This window comes from Nocardioides sp. WS12, from assembly GCF_014108865.1.
Classification (GTDB): Bacteria; Actinomycetota; Actinomycetes; order Propionibacteriales; family Nocardioidaceae; genus Nocardioides.
In genome coordinates this window covers 3,890,913-3,912,738 of record NZ_CP053928.1, presented here as the reverse complement: position 1 = coordinate 3,912,738, position 21,826 = coordinate 3,890,913, and the positions used below count along the sequence as shown (strand labels likewise).

General features: G+C 69.3%; 21 protein-coding genes. 12 read left to right on the top strand and 9 right to left on the bottom strand.

The window, feature by feature from the left end:
* Positions 1 to 13 precede the first annotated feature (13 nt).
* The 4 genes from HRC28_RS18895 to era all read left to right on the top strand — a co-directional run bounded on the left by HRC28_RS18895 (position 14) and on the right by era (position 4,506).
* A complete protein-coding gene (locus HRC28_RS18895; RefSeq protein WP_182376961.1) occupies positions 14 to 1,393 on the top strand; it encodes an FAD-binding oxidoreductase in 1,380 nt (459 codons plus the stop codon).
* Positions 1,390 to 2,670 (top strand): cyclopropane-fatty-acyl-phospholipid synthase family protein, encoded by a 1,281-nt coding sequence (locus HRC28_RS18890; protein ID WP_182376960.1) that lies wholly within the window; start codon positions 1,390 to 1,392, stop codon positions 2,668 to 2,670. The genes HRC28_RS18895 and HRC28_RS18890 overlap by 4 nt, the downstream gene beginning before the upstream one ends.
* 31 nt (positions 2,671 to 2,701) lie before the next feature.
* Positions 2,702 to 3,487 (top strand): siderophore-interacting protein, encoded by a 786-nt coding sequence (locus tag HRC28_RS18885; RefSeq protein WP_182376959.1) that lies wholly within the window; start codon positions 2,702 to 2,704, stop codon positions 3,485 to 3,487.
* An 80-nt stretch (positions 3,488 to 3,567) separates the two neighbouring features.
* Complete coding sequence (era, locus tag HRC28_RS18880) at positions 3,568 to 4,506, top strand: GTPase Era (protein ID WP_182380750.1); 939 nt, start codon at positions 3,568 to 3,570, stop codon at positions 4,504 to 4,506.
* 7 nt (positions 4,507 to 4,513) lie between these two features.
* Here era and HRC28_RS18875 read toward each other — a convergent pair whose 3' ends face one another.
* From HRC28_RS18875 to HRC28_RS18865, 3 genes are read right to left on the bottom strand one after another with little or no spacing between them, the layout of a single operon-like run.
* On the bottom strand, positions 4,514 to 5,344 hold the full coding sequence (locus HRC28_RS18875) for a septum formation family protein (protein ID WP_237111564.1): 831 nt from the start codon (positions 5,342 to 5,344) through the stop codon (positions 4,514 to 4,516).
* Positions 5,341 to 6,156: a septum formation family protein gene (locus tag HRC28_RS18870; RefSeq protein WP_182376958.1), complete on the bottom strand. Its 816-nt coding sequence runs from the start codon at positions 6,154 to 6,156 to the stop codon at positions 5,341 to 5,343. The genes HRC28_RS18875 and HRC28_RS18870 overlap by 4 nt, the downstream gene beginning before the upstream one ends.
* Before the next feature lie 16 nt (positions 6,157 to 6,172).
* The gene (locus tag HRC28_RS18865) at positions 6,173 to 6,685 is read right to left on the bottom strand and encodes a flavodoxin family protein (RefSeq protein WP_182376957.1); all 513 of its coding nucleotides are present in this window, start codon (positions 6,683 to 6,685) and stop codon (positions 6,173 to 6,175) included.
* Between the two features lie 171 nt (positions 6,686 to 6,856).
* Between HRC28_RS18865 and leuA the strand changes: the two genes are divergently transcribed.
* Both leuA and HRC28_RS18855 read left to right on the top strand, forming a co-directional pair.
* Positions 6,857 to 8,611: a 2-isopropylmalate synthase gene (leuA, locus tag HRC28_RS18860; protein ID WP_182376956.1), complete on the top strand. Its 1,755-nt coding sequence runs from the start codon at positions 6,857 to 6,859 to the stop codon at positions 8,609 to 8,611.
* A 1-nt stretch (position 8,612) separates the two neighbouring features.
* Complete coding sequence (locus HRC28_RS18855) at positions 8,613 to 9,503, top strand: alpha/beta fold hydrolase (RefSeq protein ID WP_182376955.1); 891 nt, start codon at positions 8,613 to 8,615, stop codon at positions 9,501 to 9,503.
* Positions 9,504 to 9,506: 3 nt separating this feature from the next.
* Here HRC28_RS18855 and HRC28_RS18850 read toward each other — a convergent pair whose 3' ends face one another.
* Positions 9,507 to 10,553 (bottom strand): lipase, encoded by a 1,047-nt coding sequence (locus HRC28_RS18850; protein WP_182376954.1) that lies wholly within the window; start codon positions 10,551 to 10,553, stop codon positions 9,507 to 9,509.
* A gap of 56 nt (positions 10,554 to 10,609) precedes the next feature.
* On the opposite strand from HRC28_RS18850, the gene recO reads away from it, so the two are divergent.
* Together recO and HRC28_RS18840 are read left to right on the top strand one after the other, a co-directional pair.
* The gene (gene recO, locus HRC28_RS18845) at positions 10,610 to 11,362 is read left to right on the top strand and encodes a DNA repair protein RecO (RefSeq protein WP_182376953.1); all 753 of its coding nucleotides are present in this window, start codon (positions 10,610 to 10,612) and stop codon (positions 11,360 to 11,362) included.
* Between the two features lie 12 nt (positions 11,363 to 11,374).
* Entirely contained in the window at positions 11,375 to 12,205 is an 831-nt protein-coding gene (locus HRC28_RS18840; RefSeq protein WP_182376952.1) for an isoprenyl transferase, read from the top strand.
* A 229-nt stretch (positions 12,206 to 12,434) separates the two neighbouring features.
* Here HRC28_RS18840 and HRC28_RS18835 read toward each other — a convergent pair whose 3' ends face one another.
* The 5 genes from HRC28_RS18835 to HRC28_RS18815 are packed head-to-tail and all read right to left on the bottom strand — an operon-like array spanning position 12,435 to position 18,061.
* Positions 12,435 to 13,439 (bottom strand): metal ABC transporter permease, encoded by a 1,005-nt coding sequence (locus tag HRC28_RS18835; protein WP_182376951.1) that lies wholly within the window; start codon positions 13,437 to 13,439, stop codon positions 12,435 to 12,437.
* Entirely contained in the window at positions 13,436 to 14,260 is an 825-nt protein-coding gene (locus HRC28_RS18830; RefSeq protein ID WP_182376950.1) for a metal ABC transporter ATP-binding protein, read from the bottom strand. The genes HRC28_RS18835 and HRC28_RS18830 overlap by 4 nt, the downstream gene beginning before the upstream one ends.
* Positions 14,257 to 15,204: a metal ABC transporter substrate-binding protein gene (locus HRC28_RS18825; RefSeq protein ID WP_202033118.1), complete on the bottom strand. Its 948-nt coding sequence runs from the start codon at positions 15,202 to 15,204 to the stop codon at positions 14,257 to 14,259. Before HRC28_RS18825 ends, HRC28_RS18830 begins: the two co-directional genes overlap by 4 nt.
* Before the next feature lie 47 nt (positions 15,205 to 15,251).
* Positions 15,252 to 15,809: a TetR/AcrR family transcriptional regulator gene (locus HRC28_RS18820; RefSeq protein WP_202033117.1), complete on the bottom strand. Its 558-nt coding sequence runs from the start codon at positions 15,807 to 15,809 to the stop codon at positions 15,252 to 15,254.
* Positions 15,806 to 18,061 carry a molybdopterin-dependent oxidoreductase gene (locus HRC28_RS18815; RefSeq protein WP_182376948.1) on the bottom strand — a complete coding sequence of 752 codons (2,256 nt, stop codon included), beginning with the start codon at positions 18,059 to 18,061 and terminating at the stop codon, positions 15,806 to 15,808. The genes HRC28_RS18820 and HRC28_RS18815 overlap by 4 nt, the downstream gene beginning before the upstream one ends.
* Positions 18,062 to 18,150: 89 nt before the next feature.
* Between HRC28_RS18815 and HRC28_RS18810 the strand changes: the two genes are divergently transcribed.
* The 4 genes from HRC28_RS18810 to dusB all read left to right on the top strand — a co-directional run bounded on the left by HRC28_RS18810 (position 18,151) and on the right by dusB (position 21,786).
* Positions 18,151 to 18,471 (top strand): antibiotic biosynthesis monooxygenase family protein, encoded by a 321-nt coding sequence (locus tag HRC28_RS18810; RefSeq protein WP_182376947.1) that lies wholly within the window; start codon positions 18,151 to 18,153, stop codon positions 18,469 to 18,471.
* Between the two features lie 95 nt (positions 18,472 to 18,566).
* Positions 18,567 to 19,964, top strand: a complete 1,398-nt coding sequence (locus tag HRC28_RS18805; RefSeq protein WP_182376946.1) for a glycine--tRNA ligase — start codon at positions 18,567 to 18,569, stop codon at positions 19,962 to 19,964.
* Entirely contained in the window at positions 19,958 to 20,641 is a 684-nt protein-coding gene (locus HRC28_RS18800) for a hypothetical protein (RefSeq protein WP_182376945.1), read from the top strand. Before HRC28_RS18805 ends, HRC28_RS18800 begins: the two co-directional genes overlap by 7 nt.
* A complete protein-coding gene (gene dusB, locus HRC28_RS18795; RefSeq protein WP_182376944.1) occupies positions 20,638 to 21,786 on the top strand; it encodes a tRNA dihydrouridine synthase DusB in 1,149 nt (382 codons plus the stop codon). The genes HRC28_RS18800 and dusB overlap by 4 nt, the downstream gene beginning before the upstream one ends.
* Positions 21,787 to 21,826 lie beyond the last annotated feature (40 nt).

Below are 21,826 nucleotides of genomic sequence, written 5' to 3'. Positions count from 1 at the left end.
GTAGCCTCGGAATGTGGCAGATCGCGGCTGGCACCAGCACCAGAACGCTGTCGAGAGGCTCGCGTCGTCGTACGCCGCCATCCCGACGGGCAAGCCTGTGCGCCTTGCGAAGCGCACGACCAACCTTTTCCGCGCCCGTACGGCGACCACAGCACCTGGTCTTGATGTCGGCGGCCTCGACGGCGTGATCGAGGTCGTGGCCGACGGCCCGGACGGACCGGTGGCCGAGGTGCAGGGCATGTGCACCTACGAGTCCCTCGTCGACGCGACGCTGCCTCACGGCCTCGTGCCGTACGTCGTTCCGCAACTGCGCACGATCACCCTCGGCGGCGCCGTGACCGGTCTCGGCATCGAGTCCACGAGTTTCCGGCTCGGCCTCCCGCACGAGTCGGTCCTCGAGATGGACGTGTTCACCGGCGGCGGCGAGGTCGTCACGACACGTCCCGGCGACGACCTGTTCGATGCGTTCCCCAACTCCTACGGCTCGTTGGGCTACGCCACGCGACTGCGCATCAAGCTCGCGCCGGTGCCGTCCTTCGTCGCGCTGCGTCACCTCAAGTTCGACGACGCGGACCTGTTGGCGAAGACCATGGCCGAGGTCGCCGCCACCCAGGCGTACGACGGCGAGCCGGTCCACGGACTCGACGGTGTGTCGTTCGGGCCGGGCGAGCACGTCCTCACCGTCGCCCGCTGGACCGACGAGCCGGGCCCGACCTCCGACTACGCCGGCCAGGACATCTACTACCGCTCGCTGCTGAGTTGCGATCGCGACCGGCTGACCACCTACGACTACCTCTGGCGCTGGGACACCGACTGGTTCTGGTGCTCGGGAGCCTTCGGTGCGCAGAACCCGCGGATCCGCCGGTTCTGGCCCCGCCGCCTGCGTCGCTCCGACGTCTACATGCGTCTGCTGCACCTCGACCGCCGTTTCGACATCGCCGACCGCCTCGACCGTCGCGCGGGTCGCCCGCAGCGGGAGCGGGTCGTGCAGGACGTCGAGGTGCCGATCGAGCGGCTGGGGGAGTTCCTCGCGTGGTTCGACGAGGAGGTCGGGATGCGCCCCGTCTGGCTGTGCCCCTTGGTCTCGACAGGCTCGACCGGCGGCGCCCAGTGGTCGTCGTACCCCCTCGAGCCGGGACGGCTCTACGTCAACATCGGATTCTGGGGCACCGTCCACGTCGGCCCCGAGGCGACCGATTCCCCACGCAACCGCGCGATCGAAGCGAAGGTGCACGAACTCGGCGGCCACAAGTCCCTCTACTCCGAGGCCTTCTACGACCGCGAGACCTTCGACGCGCTCTACAACACGACGCACCTGGCCGCGGTGAAGCGCCAGTTCGACCCCGATGACCGCTTGACCACTCTCTATGACAAGGCAGTGAGGAGCCGATGAAAACCACCACGCCCCTGACCATCGCCGACGCCTTCGGAATGCTGATCGCCGACGAGTTGCCGCTGCGCTTCACTGCGTACGACGGCAGCGTGATCGGTCCCGAGGATGCGCCGTTCCACTTCCACCTCGCCACCGAACGCGGACTCTCGTACCTCGTGAGCACCGTGGACCCTGACCTCGCGCTGGCTCGCGCCTATGTCGCCGGCGACCTGATCCTCGAAGGGGCTCACCCGGGTGACCCGTACCCGATGCTGGTCGCACTGAAGGAGGGCATCAAGTTCCGCCGGCCGTCGCCGACCGACGCCCTGATGCTGGTGCGCACGCTCGGTCTCAGTCGTTTCCTGCCACCGCCCCCGCCGCCGCAGGAGGCGCCCGGTCGCGTCCGCCGGGTGATCGATGGCGTACGGCACAGCCTGGGTCGCGACGCTGAGGCGATCAGCCACCACTACGACGTGTCGAACCGCTTCTACGAACTGGTCCTCGGTCCGTCGATGACCTACACCTGCGCGGTGTACCCGACCGACGAAGCCACCCTCGAGGAGGCGCAGTTCGAGAAGTACGACCTGATTGCCCGCAAGCTCGACCTGAAGCCCGGCCAGCGCCTGCTCGATGTCGGCTGCGGCTGGGGTGGGATGGTGCGCCATGCGGCGCGCGAGTACGGCGTGAAGGCACTCGGCGTCACGCTCTCCGAGGAGCAGGCGTTCTGGGCGCAGCAGGAGATCAAGCGGATGCGCCTGGATCACCTCGCCGAAGTGCGCTACCTGGACTACCGGCTGCTCGAGGAGACCGGGTTCGACGCGATCAGCTCGATCGGACTGACTGAGCACATCGGGATCAAGAACTACCCGTCGTACTTCGGTTCGCTGCGCGACCGGCTCGCGCCCGGTGGCCGGCTGCTCAACCACTGCATCACCCGCGCGCACAACCGGCCGACCGACACCGGGGCCTTCATCGACCGCTACGTCTTCCCGGACGGTGAGCTGTCCGGTTCCGGCACGATCGTCGCTGCGATCGAGGACGTCGGCCTCGAGGTCCAGCACCACGAGAACATCCGCGAGCACTACGCCCGGACCTTGGCCGCCTGGTGCCGCAACCTCGAGGACAACTGGGACGAGTGCGTCGCCGAGGTCGGAGAGAACACCGCCCGCGTGTGGGGCCTCTACATGGCGGGATCGCGGTTGTCGTTCGAGCGCAACGAGATCCAGCTCCATCACGTGCTGGCCACGAAGACCGACGAGGAGGGGGCGAGCGGCTACCCGCTGCGGCACCGTTTCTAGTCGGGGCTGCAAACCCCGATAACCTTCGCTGGTGAGCACCAGGGCCCAGCAGTACGACGCCGATGTGGTCGCGCGTGAGCAGCTGACGCCGCACCTGGTGCGCATGACGCTGGACGTGCCCGGCTTCGTCTCGACCGGCATCGCCGACGAATGGGTCGGGTTGATCGTGCCGGGGCAGTTCCAGAGCCGGTACTACACGGTCCGCTCGGTCGAGGGCAGCACGCTGGTGCTCGACATCGTCGTCCATGAGGTCGGACTGGTGACCGAATGGGCGCTGACCGACCCGGTCGGCCAGCGGGTGACGATCACCGAGCCGAAGGGCTCCTTCCTTCCCCCCGTCGACGCCGCCTGGCTGCTGCTCGTCGGTGACCTGACGGCCCTGCCGGCCATGGCCCGGATTGCCGCGACCCAGGGGGCGGCGCTGGGATCGGCGCTGCCGACCCGGATCGTGGCCGAGGTGCCCGCCGACTCGCGGATCGAGGGGTACTTCCCCGAGGGAGCCGACGTCACCTGGCAGCCCGCTGACGGCGAGAGCCGCCTGGCCGAGATCGTCGAGGGCCTCGACTGGCCCGAGGGCGACGGGTACTTCTGGATGGCGGGAGAGTCCGCGCAGATGCGGGCGATCCGCAAGCACGTGATGCGCGAGCGCAAGCTCCCCAGCACGCACTACGACGTGATGGGCTACTGGCGGGCGGTGACCCGACGGCAGCCGCGTGCCGTCGATCCCGGTCCGATCTGGCGCGCAGGCAAGGCCGCAGGGAAGTCAGACGACGAGATCTGGGCCGATTACGACGCAGCACAGGGAGCACAGCAATGAGCGACGACGACATCGAACTGGATGACGACGACTTCGACGAGGACTTCGGCGGCCTGCCCGCTCCGGCCCCCGCCCCAGCGATGTTCGGCTCGCTGAACCTCCCGGACAACTACCGCAGCGGGTTCGCCTGCTTCGTCGGCCGCCCCAACGTCGGCAAGTCCACGCTGACGAACGCGCTGGTCGGCCAGAAGATCGTGATCACCTCCGACAAGCCGCAGACCACGCGCACGGTGGTCCGCGGCATCGTGCACCGCGAGGACGGGCAACTCGTTCTCGTCGACACCCCTGGCCTGCACCGGCCGCGCACCCTGCTGGGGGAGCGGCTCAACGACCTGGTGAAGACCACGTGGTCCGAGGTCGACGTGGTGGCCGTCTGTTTCCCGGCCGACGAAAAGATCGGCCCCGGCGACATGTTCCTGGTCAAGGAACTGGGCAAGGTCCGTCGTACGACGAAGATCGCCGTGGTCACCAAGACCGACGTCGCGACGCCCGAGCGGATCGCCGAGCACCTCGGCGACATCGCTGCCCTGGGCGCCGAGACCGGTACGGACTGGGCCGAGATCGTGCCCGTTTCGTCAGTGAGCGGCGACCAGATCGACCTCCTCGGCAACCTGCTCGTCGCGCTGATGCCTGAGGGGCCGCCGCTGTACCCGGACGGCGACCTCACCGACGCACCCGAGGAGATCCTCGCTGCCGAGCTGATCCGCGAGGCCGCACTCGACGGCGTCCGCGACGAACTCCCGCACTCGATCGCGGTCGTGGTCGAGGAGATGGGCCTGCGCGAGGGCCGCGACGCCGACCGGCCGCTGCTCGACATCCACGCCAACCTGTACGTCGAACGTGACTCCCAGAAGGGAATCATGATCGGCCACAAGGGCGCCCGCCTGCGCCAGGTCGGCACGGTGGCCCGCAAGCAGATCGAGGCCTTGCTCGGCACGCCGGTCTACCTCGACCTGCACGTCAAGGTCGCCAAGGACTGGCAGCGCGACCCCCGCCAGTTGCGAAAGCTCGGTTTCTAGAGGGCCATCAGCCAATCGCCCAGCAGCGGCCGAACTTCTGGCCCATCGCCCACTGCTCGGCGGTCGGCCACTCGTAGCCCCACTCGAAGACGAGGGGGTCCTTGGCGATGTCGGCGGCGGCGTCCTCGCACTGGCCCCGGCCGGCCGCGCGGACCTTCTTCTCGCCGGGGTACTTGCCCTCGTCGAAGACGACGACGTCGATGGCCCGCCACTTGTGCTTGGCAGAGCACGGCACCCGCTCGAAGTTCTTGGCATCCGGGGCAGCGGTGCCGCACATGGCGAAGCGGTCGTTGACCTTGGCCTGGCCCAGGACGCCCTTGAGGCTGGCCTTGAGTTGGGCGAGGGTGGACGTGCCGGCCAGGACGACCGCATCACAGCGGTACCACTCGGCCCCGGCATCGGAGTCCTTGACGGTCGGGGTGAACCAGACCGGTCGGATCATGCTCAGCCGCAGGCGCTTGCGGGTACCGCCGACGTACTCGATCAGGGCCTGCGGGCACGCGGTGGCGACCTGGGCCTGGACCCGCTCGGAGTCGACGGCGACCAGGTGGCCGTCCACCACGGAGTTGATGGTGCCGACCGCGACGGTCTCGCTGGTGTGGTTGGCCGTGCAGGCCACCGCCGCGATCTCGGAGGTGGGTGCGACAGCCGTCTCGAACGGCAGCGGGTAGCAGGCGCCCGGCTTCGGTGCCGCCGGTGGCGGTGCCGCGACGGTCTGGGTGGCCGTCGGTTCCTTGGCGTCCTTGTCCTTGCCGTCGTCACTGCAGGCCGTCAAGGCGGCCGCGAGCACGAGGACCGATGCCACCAGGCCGCCCCGGGCACTGCTGCGTCGCGTCACTTGGCGCTCCTTGCCCAGCAGACCGAGCGTCGGATCCCGGCCTTCCACTCGGCACCGTGGAAGAAGGTGAAGCCGAACTCGAACTCGGCCGGGTAGTTCAACCAGGCCTTGACGGACTGGGCGCAGAAGGAGCGGGTGCGGCTCTCCATGACGCGGTCGCCGGGGTATTCATCCGCTGGTGTGCCGAGTTTGACGGTCGTGACGGCGCGCCAGTCGTGCTTCTGCGAACACGGCACCTTCTCGCTCTGGGCGACCGTTGCCCCGCGTGCGCAACTGAGCCACGCGTCCTTGGGTCGGCCCGCCAACATCCCCTTGGCCGTTTCCGGCAGGGGGCGGTAGGCGGGCATGGACTTGTTGCCACCGATCACGTCGCAGCGGTACCAGCGGGCGCCCTTGCCCCAGGCCTTCTCCGACGGCCGGAACCACGCCCAGCTGATGGTGGTGCGCAGGACCAGGCTCTCGTCGGCGCCGACGAAGGCAGCGAACTGGGTCGAGCAGGTGGTGTAGGCGAAGGTGGCCAGCTCGGGGTCGTCGTACTCGACGTCCTTGAAGGTGGCGGGCAGTTCCCCGGTCGCGAACGTCTCGGCGGTGTGCTCCATCGCGCAGTCCGTCGTCTCGGTCGCGTTGGCCGGCCGGGCCACGTCGTCGGGACTCAGGTTGCGGCACACACCGTTGTTCGGAACCGCGGTGGCGTCGACGAGATCGGGGTCGGCGTTGCCGCCCTGGTCCTCGGCGCCGCAGGCAGTGAGCGTGCCGCTGCCGAGGGTGAGCAGGCCGAGCAGGAGTACGGCGACGGCGCGTCGCTGCGACATCGCGTGGGCTCCCTTCTCAGGCGGTCAGCAGTGCCGCGATGGTAGCGCCCAACGTGTAAGCGGCCTCGTTCGCGGCGTCGTCGAGCTCGCCCAGGACGCCGAGGACGTCGTACCCCTGACGCCAGCCGAGGGCACCGACGATCGATTCCACCGAGCGCTGGGCGCCGGTCAGGTCGTAGCGGCCGTGCAGCCAGAGGCCGTAGGGCCGTCCCGCGGTGGAGCCTCCGTCGTTGGTCGAGCCTGTCGAGACCCCGCCGCTGGGATCGAGGGATCCGCCGATGGCCAGGAAGGTCGAGTCGAAGAAGTGCTTGAGGGCGCCGCTCATGTAGCCGAAGTTTGCGGTCGTGCCGAGGAGATAGCCGTCGGCCGCCAGGACGTCCTCGGCGGTCGCCTCCAGCGCAGGTCGTACGACGACCTCGACCCCGTCGCCCGCTTGCACGTCTTCGTCGTGGGCGCCGGCGAGCACCTGGTCGAGGAGTGCCTGCATCGAGCGGGTGGGGGAGTGGTGCACGATCAGCAAACGGGCCACGAAGCGAGACTAGTCCCGACGGCAGTGGCACCCGATCCTGTTAGAGTGAGCGCATCATGATGATGCGAGCCCTTCTCCTTAGCGGCCGCAGCGAGGTCTGATAGAGCCGGACCCCTCGTTGCGGAGCGAGTTGCGCGCCCGGCGCCCCTGCAAGACCAGCCGAGGAATGTCATGACGAACCGCATCACCATCCCGAACCAGCAGCCGAGCGGCATGCCGTTCGAGCGTTACCGGGCCTTCGAGCCCGTCACCGTGCCGGACCGCACCTGGCCGGACCAGAAGATCACCCACGCGCCGCGGTGGCTCTCCACCGACCTGCGTGACGGCAACCAGGCGCTCATCGACCCGATGAGCCCCTCGCGCAAGATGAAGATGTTCGAACTCCTGGTGAAGCTGGGCTACAAGGAGATCGAGGTCGGTTTCCCGTCCGCGAGCCAGACCGACTTCGACTTCGTCCGTCAGCTCATCGAGGGCGACAAGATCCCCGACGACGTTCGCATCTCGGTGCTGACCCAGGCCCGCGAGGACCTGATTGAGCGCACGGTGGCCTCGCTCGTCGGCGCCGACAAGGCGACCGTCCACCTCTACAACGCGACCGCGCCGCTGTTCCGCCGCGTCGTGTTCGGCGTGACCGAGGCCGAGTGCATCGCGATCGCGACCCGGGGCACCGAGTGCGTGATGAAGCACGCCGAGGAGATGCTGAACGGCACCGACTTCGGTTACCAGTACAGCCCGGAGATCTTCACCCAGACGCCGACGGACTACGCGATCGAGGTCTGTGAGCGGGTCTCGGACGTCTGGCAGCCCGAAGAGGGGCGCGAGATCATCCTCAACCTGCCGGCGACCGTCGAGATGTCGACGCCGAACACGTACGCCGACCAGATCGAGTACTTCGGGCGCAACCTGTCGCGCCGCGCGCACTCCGCGATCAGCCTGCACCCGCACAACGACCGCGGCACCGCGGTCGCGGCGACCGAACTCGCCCTGATGGCCGGCGCGGACCGCGTCGAGGGTTGCCTGTTCGGCCACGGCGAGCGCACCGGCAACGTCGACCTGGTCACGCTGGCGATGAACCTGTTCAGCCAGGGCGTCGACCCGCAGATCGACCTGTCCGACATCGACGAGGTCCGTCGGACGGTGGAGTACTGCACGCAGCTGCCCGTCCACCCGCGCCACCCCTACGCCGGCGACCTCGTTTACACGGCGTTCTCGGGCTCCCACCAGGATGCGATCAAGAAGGGTCTCGAGGATCTGGACCGGATCGCCGCCGAGCAGGGCGTTTCGGTGCGTGAGGTCCCGTGGGAGGCGCCGTACCTGCCGATCGACCCGAAGGACGTCGGCCGTACGTACGAGGCTGTGATCCGCGTGAACAGCCAGTCCGGCAAGGGTGGCGTCGCGTACGTCCTCAAGGCCGAGCACAGCCTCGACCTGCCGCGTCGGGCCCAGATCGAGTTCAGCCGGGTCATCCAGCAGCGCACGGACGCCCAGGGCGGCGAGGTCACCCCGGACGAGATCTGGGCGATCTTCCGCGCCGAATACCTCGACCGCGAGGCGCCGTACAGCCTGGTGGCGTTCTCCTCGACGACCGACCAGGACGGCGACGACCGCCAGGAAGTCACCATGGTCGTCCGCGGTGAGGAGCAGTCCTTCACCGGCATGGGCAACGGCCCGGTCGCCGCGTTCGTCGACGGCATGCGTCACGCCGGGGCCGACATCCGCGTCCTCGACTACGCCGAGCACGCGCTCTCCTCGGGTGGCGACGCCGTCGCTGCGGCCTACGTCGAGTGCGAGGTCGCCGGCGAGATCGTGTGGGGCATCGGCATCCACCACAACATCGTCACCGCGTCCCTGCGGGCCGTGGTGTGCGCAGCCAACCGGGCGCAGGCCACCACCATCCCCGTAGGGGCCACGGGACTCGGTGGTTGAGGTGCGCGCGCAGCGAGCCTCGAAACCCGCCGCGTTGGCCTCCGAGATGGTCGGTCAGTGCTTCGTCGAAGGCCGACGCGGGCGCGACCGCCTCGAGTTCACCGAGTACGGCGGCGGCGACGCCTGGGTCGTCCTCGTTCCGCCATTGCTGGTGCCGCGACGGGTGCACGCCCACACGGCACGGACCCTTGCGTCCTCGGGCCTGCATGTCGTCGTACTCGACCCGTTGGGGCACGGCCGGTCCGACCGCCCGGAGGACCCGCTCGCCTACTCGGTGACGGCATTCGCCGAGCAGGTCATTGCCCTGCTCGACCACATGGGAGCGTCCCGCGCGGTGATCGGCGGCAGCTCGCTGGGCGCCAACGTCGCCCTCGAAGTCGCCGCCATTGCCCCCGAACGAGTGTCCGGTCTGGTGCTCGACGGTCCGGTGCTCGACAACGCGCTGGCGGTCCAGGTGTCCGTACTGACACCGGTGCTCCTCGCGGCGCGCTATGCGCCGTTCACCGTGTCGCTCGCCCGCGCGGCGACCCGTCCGGTGCCGCGGCGGATGCTGCCGGAGTGGCTGCGCCTGAGCCTCGAAACCCTGGACCAGCGCCCCGGTGCTGTCGCCGCCGCGGTTCACGGCGTGCTCTTCGGCCGCTTCGCGCCGTCGTCCGACGAGCGGGCCGCCATCACGGCCCCCACGTTGGTCCTTGCCCGCACCGGTGACCCCTTCCACCCGGTCTCCGATGCGAACCTGCTGGCCGGCGAGATCGCCGGATCCAGGGTCGAGTACGCCGCGATGCCGCTCGAGTGGCGTCGTCGTCCCGAACGCCTCGACCTGGTGGTGACCCGGTTCGCGCGGGAGTGCTCGCGCCCGGGCCTGCGGACCCGTCGTACCCGCTCCTCCTGAGGATCAGCAGCCGGCTGCGTAGACGTAGCAGCGCAGCGCCGGCTCCTTCGGGAGCATCGGCGCGCCCGTGAGGGTGACGTTCGGTGCGACCGTGAGCAACAGATTCGGCAGCGCGCTCAGGACCGGGGCGAACGACAGGAGGTCGAGCGGGTTGATGCCGGGCATGAAGAGCTTCGAGCACCACGATCGGTCGATGCGGGTCAGCTTCGCCGGGCCGGCGTTGTTCAACGCGTCCGTCACGGCGGCGTAGACCGCGGGGCTGACCGTGCCCATCAGGACGTGTTCGTAGGGATCGCCCTTGCACACGTCCTGGACGGCGACATTGGCCTTGTTACCCGCGCCGGTGGTCAGGCCGGAGGACGGCGGAGGGACGACGACCTCGTCGAGCTTCGTGTAGATGCTGGTGTAGTCGATGCCGGCGAACGTCTCGGCCCCGCTGTTGAGCGCCTTCATGAACTCGGAACCGGCCCGCTGCTGCCAGATGGCCGGCGCGCAGGTGGTGAGTCCGACGACGCATCCGGCCAGGACGACGGTGCCGTGGTTGGACGGCGCCATGCCGATCACTTCGGCGACCTTGGCGCGCACGTCGGGCCAGAACCGCAGCGCCCATCGGGGGTTCATGCCGCCCTGGCTGTGGCCGAGGATCGCGATCTTCCGGCCGGTGCGCTGGTACATCGTGCGGATCGCGTTGACGTGGTACTCCGCGGCGACCTGGATGTCCCCGACGGTGTGGAACGGCATCGTCACCAGGCAGTGGTACCGACCCTGCTGGGCGAAGATCTTCGCCCAGTTCCAGGAGTAGTTCTCGACCGGCGTCACGCTGGTCGCCGGGCTGAGCAGGATCGGCTGTGGACCCGCCTTCGGGTTGCCGTGGCAGGACAACGCCGCGTTGAGAGTCGCCGCCGGCACCGAGAGTTGCGGGCCCGGCCGGTTCAGCGGTGCGTATGACGGCGAGGTGGTGTCAGCTCGTGCCGGCGCAGCGATCGGGCCGGCGAGTCCGATCGTGAGTGCAGTGCAGAGCAGGAGCAGGCCGGTCAGGAGTCGACGCATGGGGGTTCAACGGGGTGGCGCCCGGATTCGTCACGCCCGGCCGTCACAATGGGGGAGTGCCGCTCTACCGTGACGAAGCGATCGTCCTGCGCACCCACAAGCTGGGTGAAGCGGACCGCATCATCACGCTGCTGACCCGCGAGAACGGCCGGATCCGTGCGGTCGCCAAGGGCGTTCGTCGTACGACGTCCCGGTGGGGCTCGCGACTCGAGCCCTTCACCCACGTGGACCTCCAGTTGGCCGAGGGTCGCAACCTCGACACGATCACCCAGGCCGAGACGCGGGGCGCCTACGGGGCGCAGGTCGGGCGCGACTACGACCGCTACACCGCCGGCACCGTGATGCTCGAGACCGCCGAGCGGCTCGTGGTCGAGGAACGGGAGCCGGCGCGCCAGCAGTTCGGCCTGCTGCTCGGTGGCCTCAACGCGATGGCAGCGGGGGAGCGCGGTGCCCACCACGTCCTCGATTCCTACCTGCTGCGCGCCCTGGCCATCGCCGGCTACGCGCCGGCGTTCGTCGAGTGCGCCCACTGCGGCCGCCCGCCGGTGCTGGCGACCGGCGAGCTGGGCCACCACCGCTGGTTCAACCCGTCGATGGGTGGCGTGCTCTGCTCGACCTGCCGGATTCCCGGCTCGGCCACCCCCGCCCCCGAGACCCTCACCCTCCTCGGCGCCCTGCTGGCCGGTGACTGGCCGACCATCGAGGCCGCCGACATCCGCCACGTCCGTGAAGCCAGCGGCCTGGTCGCCGTGTTCGTGCAGTGGCAGCTCGAGCGAGGGCTGCGTTCGCTGGCCTACGTCGAGCGCTGACAGACTGCCCCTGTGACTCGCTCCACCCGACGCTCCCGTGCCGCTGCGGCGACCGCCGCTCGTCGTACCGAAGTCCGGCCGCCGACGCCGCACCCCTCAGGTGCCACCCCGCCGGCGATCCAGCCCGAGCTCGTTCCGCATCACGTCGCGATCGTGATGGACGGAAACGGACGCTGGGCCAAGGAGCGGGGCCTGCCGCGGACCAAGGGCCACGAGGAGGGCGAGTCGAGCCTGTTCGATGTGGTCGAGGGCGCGATCGAGATCGGCGTGAAGGCGATTTCGGCGTACGCCTTCTCGACCGAGAACTGGTCCCGCAGCCCCGACGAGGTGAAGTTCCTGATGGGCTTCAACCGCGACGTGATCCGGCGCCGCCGCGACGAGATGCACGAGCTCGGCGTCCGGGTGCGTTGGGCCGGTCGGGCGCCGAAGCTGTGGAAGTCGGTCATCACCGAGCTCCAGGTCGCCGAGGAGATGACGAAGGACAACGACGTCCTCACCCTCACCATGTGCGTGAACTACGGCGGCCGCTCCGAGCTCGGCGACGCGGCTCGCGGTCTCGCACGTGACGTCGCGGCGGGGAAGGTCAACCCCGAGAAGGTCGACGAGCGCACGCTCGCCCGCTATCTCTATGTGCCCGAACTGCCCGACGCAGACCTGATCTGGCGCACGTCGGGCGAGCAGCGGCTCTCGAACTTCATGCTCTACCAGGCGGCGTACTCCGAGTTCGTCTTCACCGACGTGCTCTGGCCCGACGTCGACCGCCGCCACCTCTGGCAGGCCATCGACACCTACGCCCGCCGTGACCGGCGGTACGGCGGCGCGGAGCCGAACTCGGTCGGCTGAGATCGCGCGATCCGAGTCTGTGGGTTCTCCGGCACCTCGCAAGTAGAACTGGCCGGTCGATCGGGAAAGCCGTCCGGCGAGGCGTAGGGAGCGCAGCGACCGGAGACGAGCGCGGGTGGGTTTCCCGATGCCGGCTGTCTTGCCGCCAGGTCAACTCAGCCACGTACGGAGGCCAACTGCGGCGCGGCAGCGTGTCGAGCGCAGCGCTGACACGCTCGCGCAATCCGACTCAGTGTTCGTCGTAGTGTGCGCCGTGCTCGGCGTGCCGGTGCCCGTCGTGGACGTAGTCGACGTGGTCGTCGTGGGGGACCGCGAGGTGGCCGCAGCCGGGGCCGTGGGCATGCGGGTGTTCTTCGCAGGACTCGTGCAGCGGGATCTGGCCTTCGGCGAACGGCTCGCGCAGGCGGGCTCGATGACGGGTCCAGATGCCGATCGGCCACGCCACGACGTAGCAGGCCAGCGCCAGCAGGACGATGGTCGGCCCCGGGGCGACGGTGGCTTTGTACGACGCGAAGGTGGCCAGCACGAGGCCGCCCACCGAGGCGAAGGCGCCGAGCACCATCGCTGCTCCGATGGTGGTCCGGAACGAACGGGTGAGTTGCTGTGAGGTCGCGACGGGAACAACCATCAGCGCCGACACGAGCAGCAGGCCGACGGTGCGCATGGCGACCGTGACACTGACGGCGGCGAGGACGGCGACCAGCAGGTTGTAGGCCCGCACCTGCAGTCCTGCGACCCGGGCGAACTCCTGGTCCTGCGCGACGGCGAACAGTTGCGGCGCCAGCCCGACGCTGAGCCCGATGACGGCGACGGACAGCACCATGGTGACGATGACGTCGCCCGCGGAGATGGTCGTCAGGGACCCGAAGAGGTAGCGATTCAGGGACGAGGCACTCTGCCCGTCGATGCCGCTGACGAGGATGCCGCCGGCGAGGCCGCCGTAGAACAGGAGCGCGAGAGCGACGTCGCCATTGGTCTGGCCCCGTTCGCGGATGGTCTCGATGAGCACGGCGCCCAGGACCGCGACCACGACGGCCGCCCAGGTGGGCGAGGTGTTGGTGACCAGGCCGATGGCGACGCCGGTGACGGCGACGTGGCCGATCCCGTCGCCCATCAGGGCGAGGCGGCGTTGCACCAGGAACGTCCCGATCGCGGGCGCCGCAAGGCCGGTCAACAGGGCCGCGATCAGGGCGCGCTGCATAAAGGGGAGCGCGAACAGTTCGGCGGGACTCATCGGTGCTCACCTCGCGGACGGTCGACGGGGGAGCCGACGTGCGGAACGTGGTCGGTGGGCTTCGGTGCCGCGTCGTGATGGTGGTGCGTGTGCGGCTCGGCGAACCAGGGCTGGTGCACCTCGTGATCGGCCAGCGGTGCGCCGTCGTACACGGTCCGCCCGTCGCGGAGTACGACGGCGCGGTCGACCAGCGGCGCGAGCGGACCGAGTTCGTGGGCCACCAGCACGATCGTCGCACCGCGGGACTTGAGCTGCGCGAGGGTCGCGGCGAGCACCTGCTGGTTGGGCAGGTCGACACCGGCGGTGGGCTCGTCGAGGAAGAAGAGTTCGGGTTCGCCGGCGAGGGCGCGGGCGATGAGTACCCGCTGCTGCTGCCCGCCGGAGAGGTTGCTGACGGCTTCGCGACGCCGGTCAGCGAGTCCGACGATCTCGAGGGCGTCGTGGATCGCGGCGCGGTCGGCGCGGGAGAGCGGGCGCAGCAGGCGGCGGCGCGTCAGCCGGCCAGCGGCCACGACCTCCCAGACCGAGGCCGGCACACCGGCGGCGGCGGTGGCGCGCTGGGGCACGTAGCCGATCCGGCACCAGTCGTCGAACTGGTCCAGCGGCGTTCCGAACAGCCGTACTTCGCCCGCGACGAGCGGGCGGAGGCCGACCAGTGCGCGGACGAGGGTCGACTTGCCGGAGCCGTTGGCGCCCATCAGCGCGACGAACTCGCCGGCCGCGACGTCCAGGTCGATCCGGCGCAGCACCGGGCGTCCGCCCAGGGCGACGCTGCCGTTGCTGATCGCCACTGCGGGAGCGGCGCTGTCGTCGGTCGTCATCGACACCCGTTGGCGGAGACGAGGGTCGCCAGGTTGGTGTCCATCAGGGAAAGGTAGTCCGAGCCCTTCGGGGCATCGGCGGTCAGTCCCTCGATCGGGTCGAGCACGCCGTTGGTGAGGTCGAGGTCCGTGGCCAGGTCCTCGCCGAGCGCGGGCTCGAGGGGCTCGCTGAACACCGTGGTGATGCCTTCCGTCCGGATCAGTTCCTGCAGTTCACCGAGCACCGCAGCGGTCGGCTCGGCCTCGGGGGACAACCCCACGATTGAGGCGACGTGGAGGCCGTACTTCTCCAGGTAACCGAACGCGTCGTGGGACACCACGATCGTGTCACGCTCGCAGTCGGCGAGGCCAGTGCTGAAGGCCTTGTCGAGGGCCTCGAGGTCCTTGCGGAGGCCGGCCGCGTTGGCGCGGTAGGTCTCGGCGTCGTCGCCATCGATCTTCGCGAGCTCGTCGGCCATGGCGTCGCCGAAGTCGGCCAACCGCAGCGGGTCCTGCCAGAAGTGCGGGTCGACGCTGCCGTGATCGTGCTCGTGTTCGCCCTCTTCCTCGTCTGCGTGCTCTTCGTGCTCGGCGGCCGACTCATCGACGGGCAGCAGGTCCACGACGTCGGCCACGTCGAGGGTGGCACCCTCGGCATTCTGCTCGACGGTGTCGTCCACGGCGGGCTGGAAGCCCGACTCGAAGACGACGAGGTCGGCGTTCACGATGGTGGCGGTCTGGCTCACGTCGAGCTCGAGGTCGTGCGGCTCGGTGCCCGGGTGGGTCAGCAGGTCGACCTCGGTGTCGGTGCCTTCAGAGATTCGCTCAGCGACGAAGGCGAGCGGATAGAAGGCCGCTGCGACGTTGGTCTTGCCGTCGTCCGCGGCACTGTCGCTGAAGGCCGAGCAACCCGTGGCGAGAAGGGCGACGGTGGAGAGCGTGGCAAGACCGGAAGAGAAGCGCATGAGAATCATTCTCAACTCTCGATTGGCTCCGGTCAAGTTGGCGCGCGTCAGGCGAGGTGGCGGACCAGCTCCCGGCCGACGGCCCGCAAGGGTGCGTCGGTACGACGGGCGCGACTCACCAGGAGTGCGCCCTCGATGGCGCTGACGATGAGCGCGGCCCGGTCGGCGGCTGCAGCAGGAGGGATGTGGCGATCCACGAGTGCTTCGGCGAGCGCCTGCTCCCAGGTGCTGAACGCGACGCCGGCCGCGTCCCGGGCCGCCGCGGTGTCGTCGGGGGAGAGGGCCGCAGCCGCGACGGGGCAGCCGGTCCCGAAGTCGCTGCCGAGCAGGACGCCCGACCAGTGGTCGACCATCGCCTCGACGGCAGCCACGGGTTCGGCGCTGTCGACGACCTTCGTCACCAGTCGCGCCATCAGGTCGCCGGCGCGACGGGTCGCGTCCTCGGCCAGTTCGGCCTTGCCACCGGGGAAGTGGTGGTAGATCGACCCGCGCGAGGCGCCGCTGTGCGCCACGACGTCGCGCAGCGAGGTTGCGGCCACGCCCCGGGCGCCGAACAGCGCGATGGCGCTGTCGAGCATCGCGTCGCGCGGTGACCGGCTGGTCATACGGTCTCCAGGCGGGCGGGGACGTACTTGTGCCACGGCGTTCCGGCGAGCCAGTCGCGGTGGTGCAGCGAGGTCAGCTCGTTCGGTGCGACGCCGGGCGTGCCGTCGGGGTGGTCGATGCCGAGTCCGTTGGGGAGCGAGACGTGGCCGACCTGCAGTGTGTCGGTCACCTCGACCGAGGCTTCGGCGCTGCCGCGTTCGGTCACCACCCGGAGTCGATCCCCGGTCGCGACGCCCAGGCCCGCGGCGTCGGCGGGGCTGATCCGCAGTGCCCCGTCGGCGTCGCGTCGTCGCCACGACGGGTCGCGGATGATCGTGTTCGCCGTGAACGCGCGTCGCTCGCCCGCGGACAGGACGAACGGGAACTCGTCTGTCGTCCAGGTGCTCGGCTGGTCGCCCAGTCCACTGAGATGCTCGAGCAGTTCGGGGATCTCGACGGTGAAGCGCCGGTCCGGGCGTCGGACGTAGTCCCAGGCGTTGTCGTAGTCATCGCGGGTGAAGACGACAGCCGCGCCCTCGAGGATCCGCTCGAACAACTGGTTGCCGGGTTCGAAGCCGGTGCCGGTGAAGCCGGCCCGCGCAACCGAGGCGGCCTGGTTCATCGCGCACAACTGGGAGACGCCCCACAGTGCGGCTGCGCCCCGCGCTGTTCCGAGGGTGGGGCCGAGCGTCTCGTACAGGACGTGCGCGGCCAGACCCATCAGGCGGGGATCTGTGGTGGCGGCCGCGAAGAAGGCGTCGGCGTAGGCCGCCAGTCCGTTCTCGGCGGCTGCGCGCAACGGGGCGAGCGCGTCGTCGTCCAGGACGCCGAGGGCCCGGATCACGCGCGCATAGATCTCTGGCTCGGCGAGGGTTCCGGCCAGCGGTTCCATCAGGGGGGCGCGCAGGTGGAAGACGTTCTCCGGGAAGTCGACGTTGAAGAACGTGCACTCCCACTTCTCGAACTGGGATGCCGCTGGGAGGACGTAGTCGGCCTCGCGGGCGGTCTCGGTCATCGCGATGTCGATGACGACGCTCAGCTCGAGCTTGCTCATCGCGCGGCGGAAGCTGGCCGAGTCGGCGAGGGAGTGCGCCGGGTTCACCGCATCGACCCACATCGCCCGGAAGCGGTCGGGGTGGTGGGTGTCGATCTCCTCGGCGATCGAGTTGCACGGCACGAGGCCGGAGATGATCCGGGCGCCGGTGACAGGGGTCAGGCGCGACCCACCACCTCCGCCGGGTCCGCCGGCCAGTGCGGCGAACATGGAGTGCAGGAACATCCCGCCCTCCTTGGCGAAGTTGCCGGTCAGGATCCACAGCATCTTGTTCAGGTAGGAGTTCAAGGTGCTGTGCGGCGCCTGCTGGATGCCGAGGTCCTCGTAGGTGCACACGCTCTTGGCTGCGGCGATCCGCCGGGCCGTCGTACGGATCAGGTCGGCGGGGACCCCGCACCGCTCGGCGAAGTCGTCGACGTCGATGTCGGCGTAGGCCGCAAGGACCGTGTCGGCGCCGGTGGTGTGGTCGCGCAGGAAGTCGTGGTCGACGAGGTCTTCCTGGATCAGCACCGCGCCCAGCGCCGCCAGGCACCACGCGTCGGTGCCGGGGCGTACCTGCAGGTGGATGTCGGCCATCGCGGCGGTCTCGCTGCGCCGCGGGTCGATCACCACCATGGTGCGGGCCGGGTCGGCGGCCATCTCCTTGAGCACCGGCCGGGCGCGGGGGAAGGAGTGGGACTGCCACGGGTTCTTGCCCACGAAGACGACGACCTCGGCGTGCTCGAAGTCGCCCTTCGTGTGGCCGCCGTACAGCCGCCCGTCGACGTACATCTCGCCCGTCTTCTCCTGGGCGAGGGCGTTGGACTTGTACTTCGCACCCACTGCCGCCTGCAGAGCCTGTCCGTAACCGGCGCCGAGGTGGTTGCCCTGCCCGCCGCCGCCGTAGAAGAAGATCTTGTCGCCGCCGTGCTCGTCGCGGATCGATGCCAGCTTGCCCGCAATCTCGCTGATGGCGGTGTCCCAGTCGATCTCCTCGTAACTGCCGTCAGTGCGACGCCGCAGAGGAGTCGTCAGCCGCGGAGTGCCGTTCTGGTAGCGGTCCAGTCGCAGGGGCTTCTCGCACGTGTAGCCCTCGGAGCTCGGGTGGTCCTTGTCGCCGCGGATCTTCAGCAGCCGACGGTCCTCGACCTGCACCTCGATCCCGCAGTTGCACTCGCACAGGATGCAGGCGGTCTTCTGCCAGCCGGTACCGACGGGGGTCTCCGGGGTGGTGGTCACGAGGGCTCCTGTCGATGCGGAATATGACGACTGTCATAGTCCGCCGCGGCGGCGCTCCCGTCAAGCATGTCGCCGCGTAGAGTTCGGCCGTGCTCGTCGTGAATCGCTTCCGGGTCCCCGCCGCCGAGGATCCCGACCTCCTGAGGGCGGACCTCGAGCGCGTCCACGGGCTCCTCCTCGACAAGCCCGGGTACGTCGCCGGGTGGGTCGGGCGCAACGTCGACGAGCCGGACCTGTGGGTGCTGACCACCCGCTGGGTCAATGTCGGCGCGTACCGGCGAGCCCTGTCGTCGTACGAACTGAAGCTCCACGGTGTGCCCGTGTTGATGCGTGCGATCGACGAACCCGGCGCCTATGAGGTCGTCGAGCCGAATACCGTGCTCAACGTGGCCGAGGCTCGCGTAACCTAGGACATTGCTCCCGCGAGTAGTTCGACAGCAAGCAACAGCACCGACAAGCACCGCCCGGCAGCCAGCCGGGCTCGTTCCCATAAAGGAATCCCCCTGTGGCCAAGCCGCCCCCGTCCACCGTTGACCAGGTTGTCTCCCTCGCGAAGCGCCGAGGCTTTGTCTACCCCTGCGGCGAGATCTACGGCGGCACCCGCTCCGCCTGGGACTACGGCCCCCTCGGTGTCGAGCTCAAGGACAACATCAAGCGCCAGTGGTGGAAGTCCATGGTGCAGATGCGCGACGACGTCGTCGGCCTCGACTCCAGCGTGATCCTGCCGCGTCAGACCTGGGAGGCCTCCGGCCACGTCGCGACCTTTGCGGACCCGCTGACCGAGTGCCAGTCGTGCCACAAGCGCTATCGCGCGGACCACCTCCAGGAGGCCTACGCCGAGAAGAAGGGCCTCGACAACCCGGACGACGTCGACCTGGCGACGCTGGCGTGCCCCAACTGCGGCACCCGTGGCGCCTGGACCGAGCCGCGCAGCTTCTCCGGCCTGCTCAAGACCTACCTCGGTGTGGTCGACGACGAGTCCGGCCTGCACTACCTGCGCCCCGAGACCGCGCAGGGCATCTTCCTCAACTTCGCCAACGTGGTCACCAGCCAGCGGATGAAGCCCCCGTTCGGCATCGCCCAGATCGGCAAGAGCTTCCGCAACGAGATCACGCCGGGCAACTTCATCTTCCGCACCCGCGAGTTCGAGCAGATGGAGATGGAGTTCTTCGTCAAGCCGGGTGAGGACGAGGAGTGGCACCAGTACTGGATCGACGCCCGCACCGCCTGGTACGTCGACCTCGGCATCGACCCCGACAACCTGCGCCACTACGAGCACGCGCAGGAGAAGCTGTCCCACTACTCCAAGCGCACGGTCGACATCGAGTACCGCTTCCGGTTCGCCGGCTCGGAGTGGGGCGAGCTCGAGGGCATCGCCAACCGCACCGACTTCGACCTGAAGACGCACAGCGAGGCCTCGGGCACGGACCTGTCGTACTTCGACCAGGCCAACAACGAGCGCTACACGCCGTACGTCATCGAGCCGGCAGCCGGCCTGTCGCGCAGCCTGATGACCTTCCTCGTCGACGCCTACAACGAGGACGAGGCACCCAACACCAAGGGCGGCGTCGACAAGCGCACCGTGCTGCGGCTCGACCCGCGGCTCGCGCCGATCAAGGTCGCCGTGCTGCCGCTGTCGCGCAACGCGGACCTGTCGCCGAAGGCCAAGGACCTGTCCGCCGAACTGCGCCGCAACTGGACCGTCGACTTCGACGACTCCGGTGCCATCGGCCGGCGTTACCGCCGCCAGGACGAGATCGGTACGCCGTACTGCGTCACCGTCGACTTCGACACCCTCGAGGACCACGCCGTCACGGTGCGCGAGCGGGACACCATGTCCCAGGAGCGCGTGTCCCTCGACAAGCTCACCAGCTACTTCGCTGAGCGGTTCGTCGGATGCTGATGCGAGTCGTGGCCGGCGTGCTGGCCCTTGGCCTGCTCGCTGGCTGCGGCTCGAACGACGACAGCAAGGCGGACGACAAGGAGTCGGTGAAGTCGACCCCGTCGGCCACCACGGAGGCGCCGAAGTCGTACTACGACGTCCCGCTCGGCGTGACGCTCACCGAGCCGGGCACGGACCTCGCGCTCGGCGAGGAAGGCGTGATCGCCTTCGAGCGGCGCCAGAAGGAGATCGGCGTCCTGTCCGTGAAGGTCGACCGGATCGAGCGCACCTCGTTCCAGGAGTCCTTCCCCGGGTGGAACGTCGACGACGTGACCGCCGCGCGGACGCCGTACTTCGTCCGGCTCACGGTGACCAACGTCGGGACCACCGACCTGGGCGGTCTCAAGCTCGCCAACGTGATCTGGGCCGACGACGGCACCACCCTCGAGGCCCCGAACCAGTACACGAAGGTGCAGCTCCCGGCGTGTGCGGGCGACCCGCTCCCAGCGACCTTCCGGCAGTCCGCAACGGCGCAGATCTGTCAGGTGTACTTCATTGCGCCCGCCCAGACGCTCCAGACGATCAGCTTCATCCCGCCCGCCGGACTCGACCCGATCACGTGGTCCGGCGAGATCAGCAAGATCATTCCGCCGGTCAAGAAGAAGACCAAGAAGAAGCCCGGCCAGGCGGCCACGTGAGCGTCGCGACGTCCGGCCTGCGCCTCGGATCGCTGGAGGTGCCGACCCCGGTGGTGCTGGCGCCCATGGCCGGCATCACCAACGCCGCCTACCGGCGCCTGTGTGCCGAGTACGGCGCCGGGCTCTACGTCTGCGAAATGATCACCAGCCGCGGTCTCGTCGAAGGCGACGACACCACCAAGCGGATGCTGGTCTTCGACGAGGCCGAGACGGTGCGGTCGGTCCAGCTCTACGGCACCGACCCGACGTACGTCGGCAAGGCCACCCGGATCCTCTGCGAGGAGTACGGCGTCGCCCACGTCGACCTCAACTTCGGTTGCCCGGTCCCCAAGGTCACCCGCAAGGGGGGCGGCGGCGCGCTGCCGTGGAAGCGGAACCTGCTCGGTCGGATCCTCGAGGAAGCAGTGGCCGCCGCGGCGCCGTACGACGTCCCGGTGACGATGAAGACGCGCAAGGGCCTCGACGACGACCACCTGACGTACCTCGACGCTGGCCGGATCGCGCAGGAGTCCGGGATCGCCGCGATCGCGCTGCACGGGCGCACCGTCGCCCAGGCCTACTCGGGCCAGGCCGACTGGGAGGCGATCGCGAACCTCGTCGACCACGTCGACATCCCCGTGCTGGGCAACGGCGACATCTGGGAGGCGGCGGACGCCCTCCGCATGGTCGAGCAGACCGGCGTCGCGGGCGTGGTGGTCGGGCGCGGCTGCCTCGGTCGGCCCTGGCTCTTCCGTGACCTTGCCGCAGCCTTCGGTGGGGAGGCAGTGACCACGCTGCCGACCCTGGGTGACGTCCGCATCATGATGCGTCGGCACGCCGAGCTGCTGTGCGAGCACATGGGGGAGGAGCGCGGTTGCAAGGAGTTCCGCAAGCACATCGCGTGGTACCTCAAGGGCTTCCGCGCCGGCGGCGAACTGCGCCGCTCGCTCGGACTCGTGGACTCGCTGGCGACCCTCGACACGCTGCTCGACGAGCTCGACCCGACTGAGCCGTTCCCGGTCGGCGAGCTCGGCGCACCCCGCGGACGCCAGGGTGCACCGCGCAATCGGGTGGTCCTGCCGGAGGGTTGGCTGGACGACACCAACGGCCTCGACGAGGGGGGCGGAACACTACTGGAAGAGGTCAACGAGACCACCGGCGGGTGACCCGGAACACCCTGTTGATGTGATCTAGGGATTATTGAAC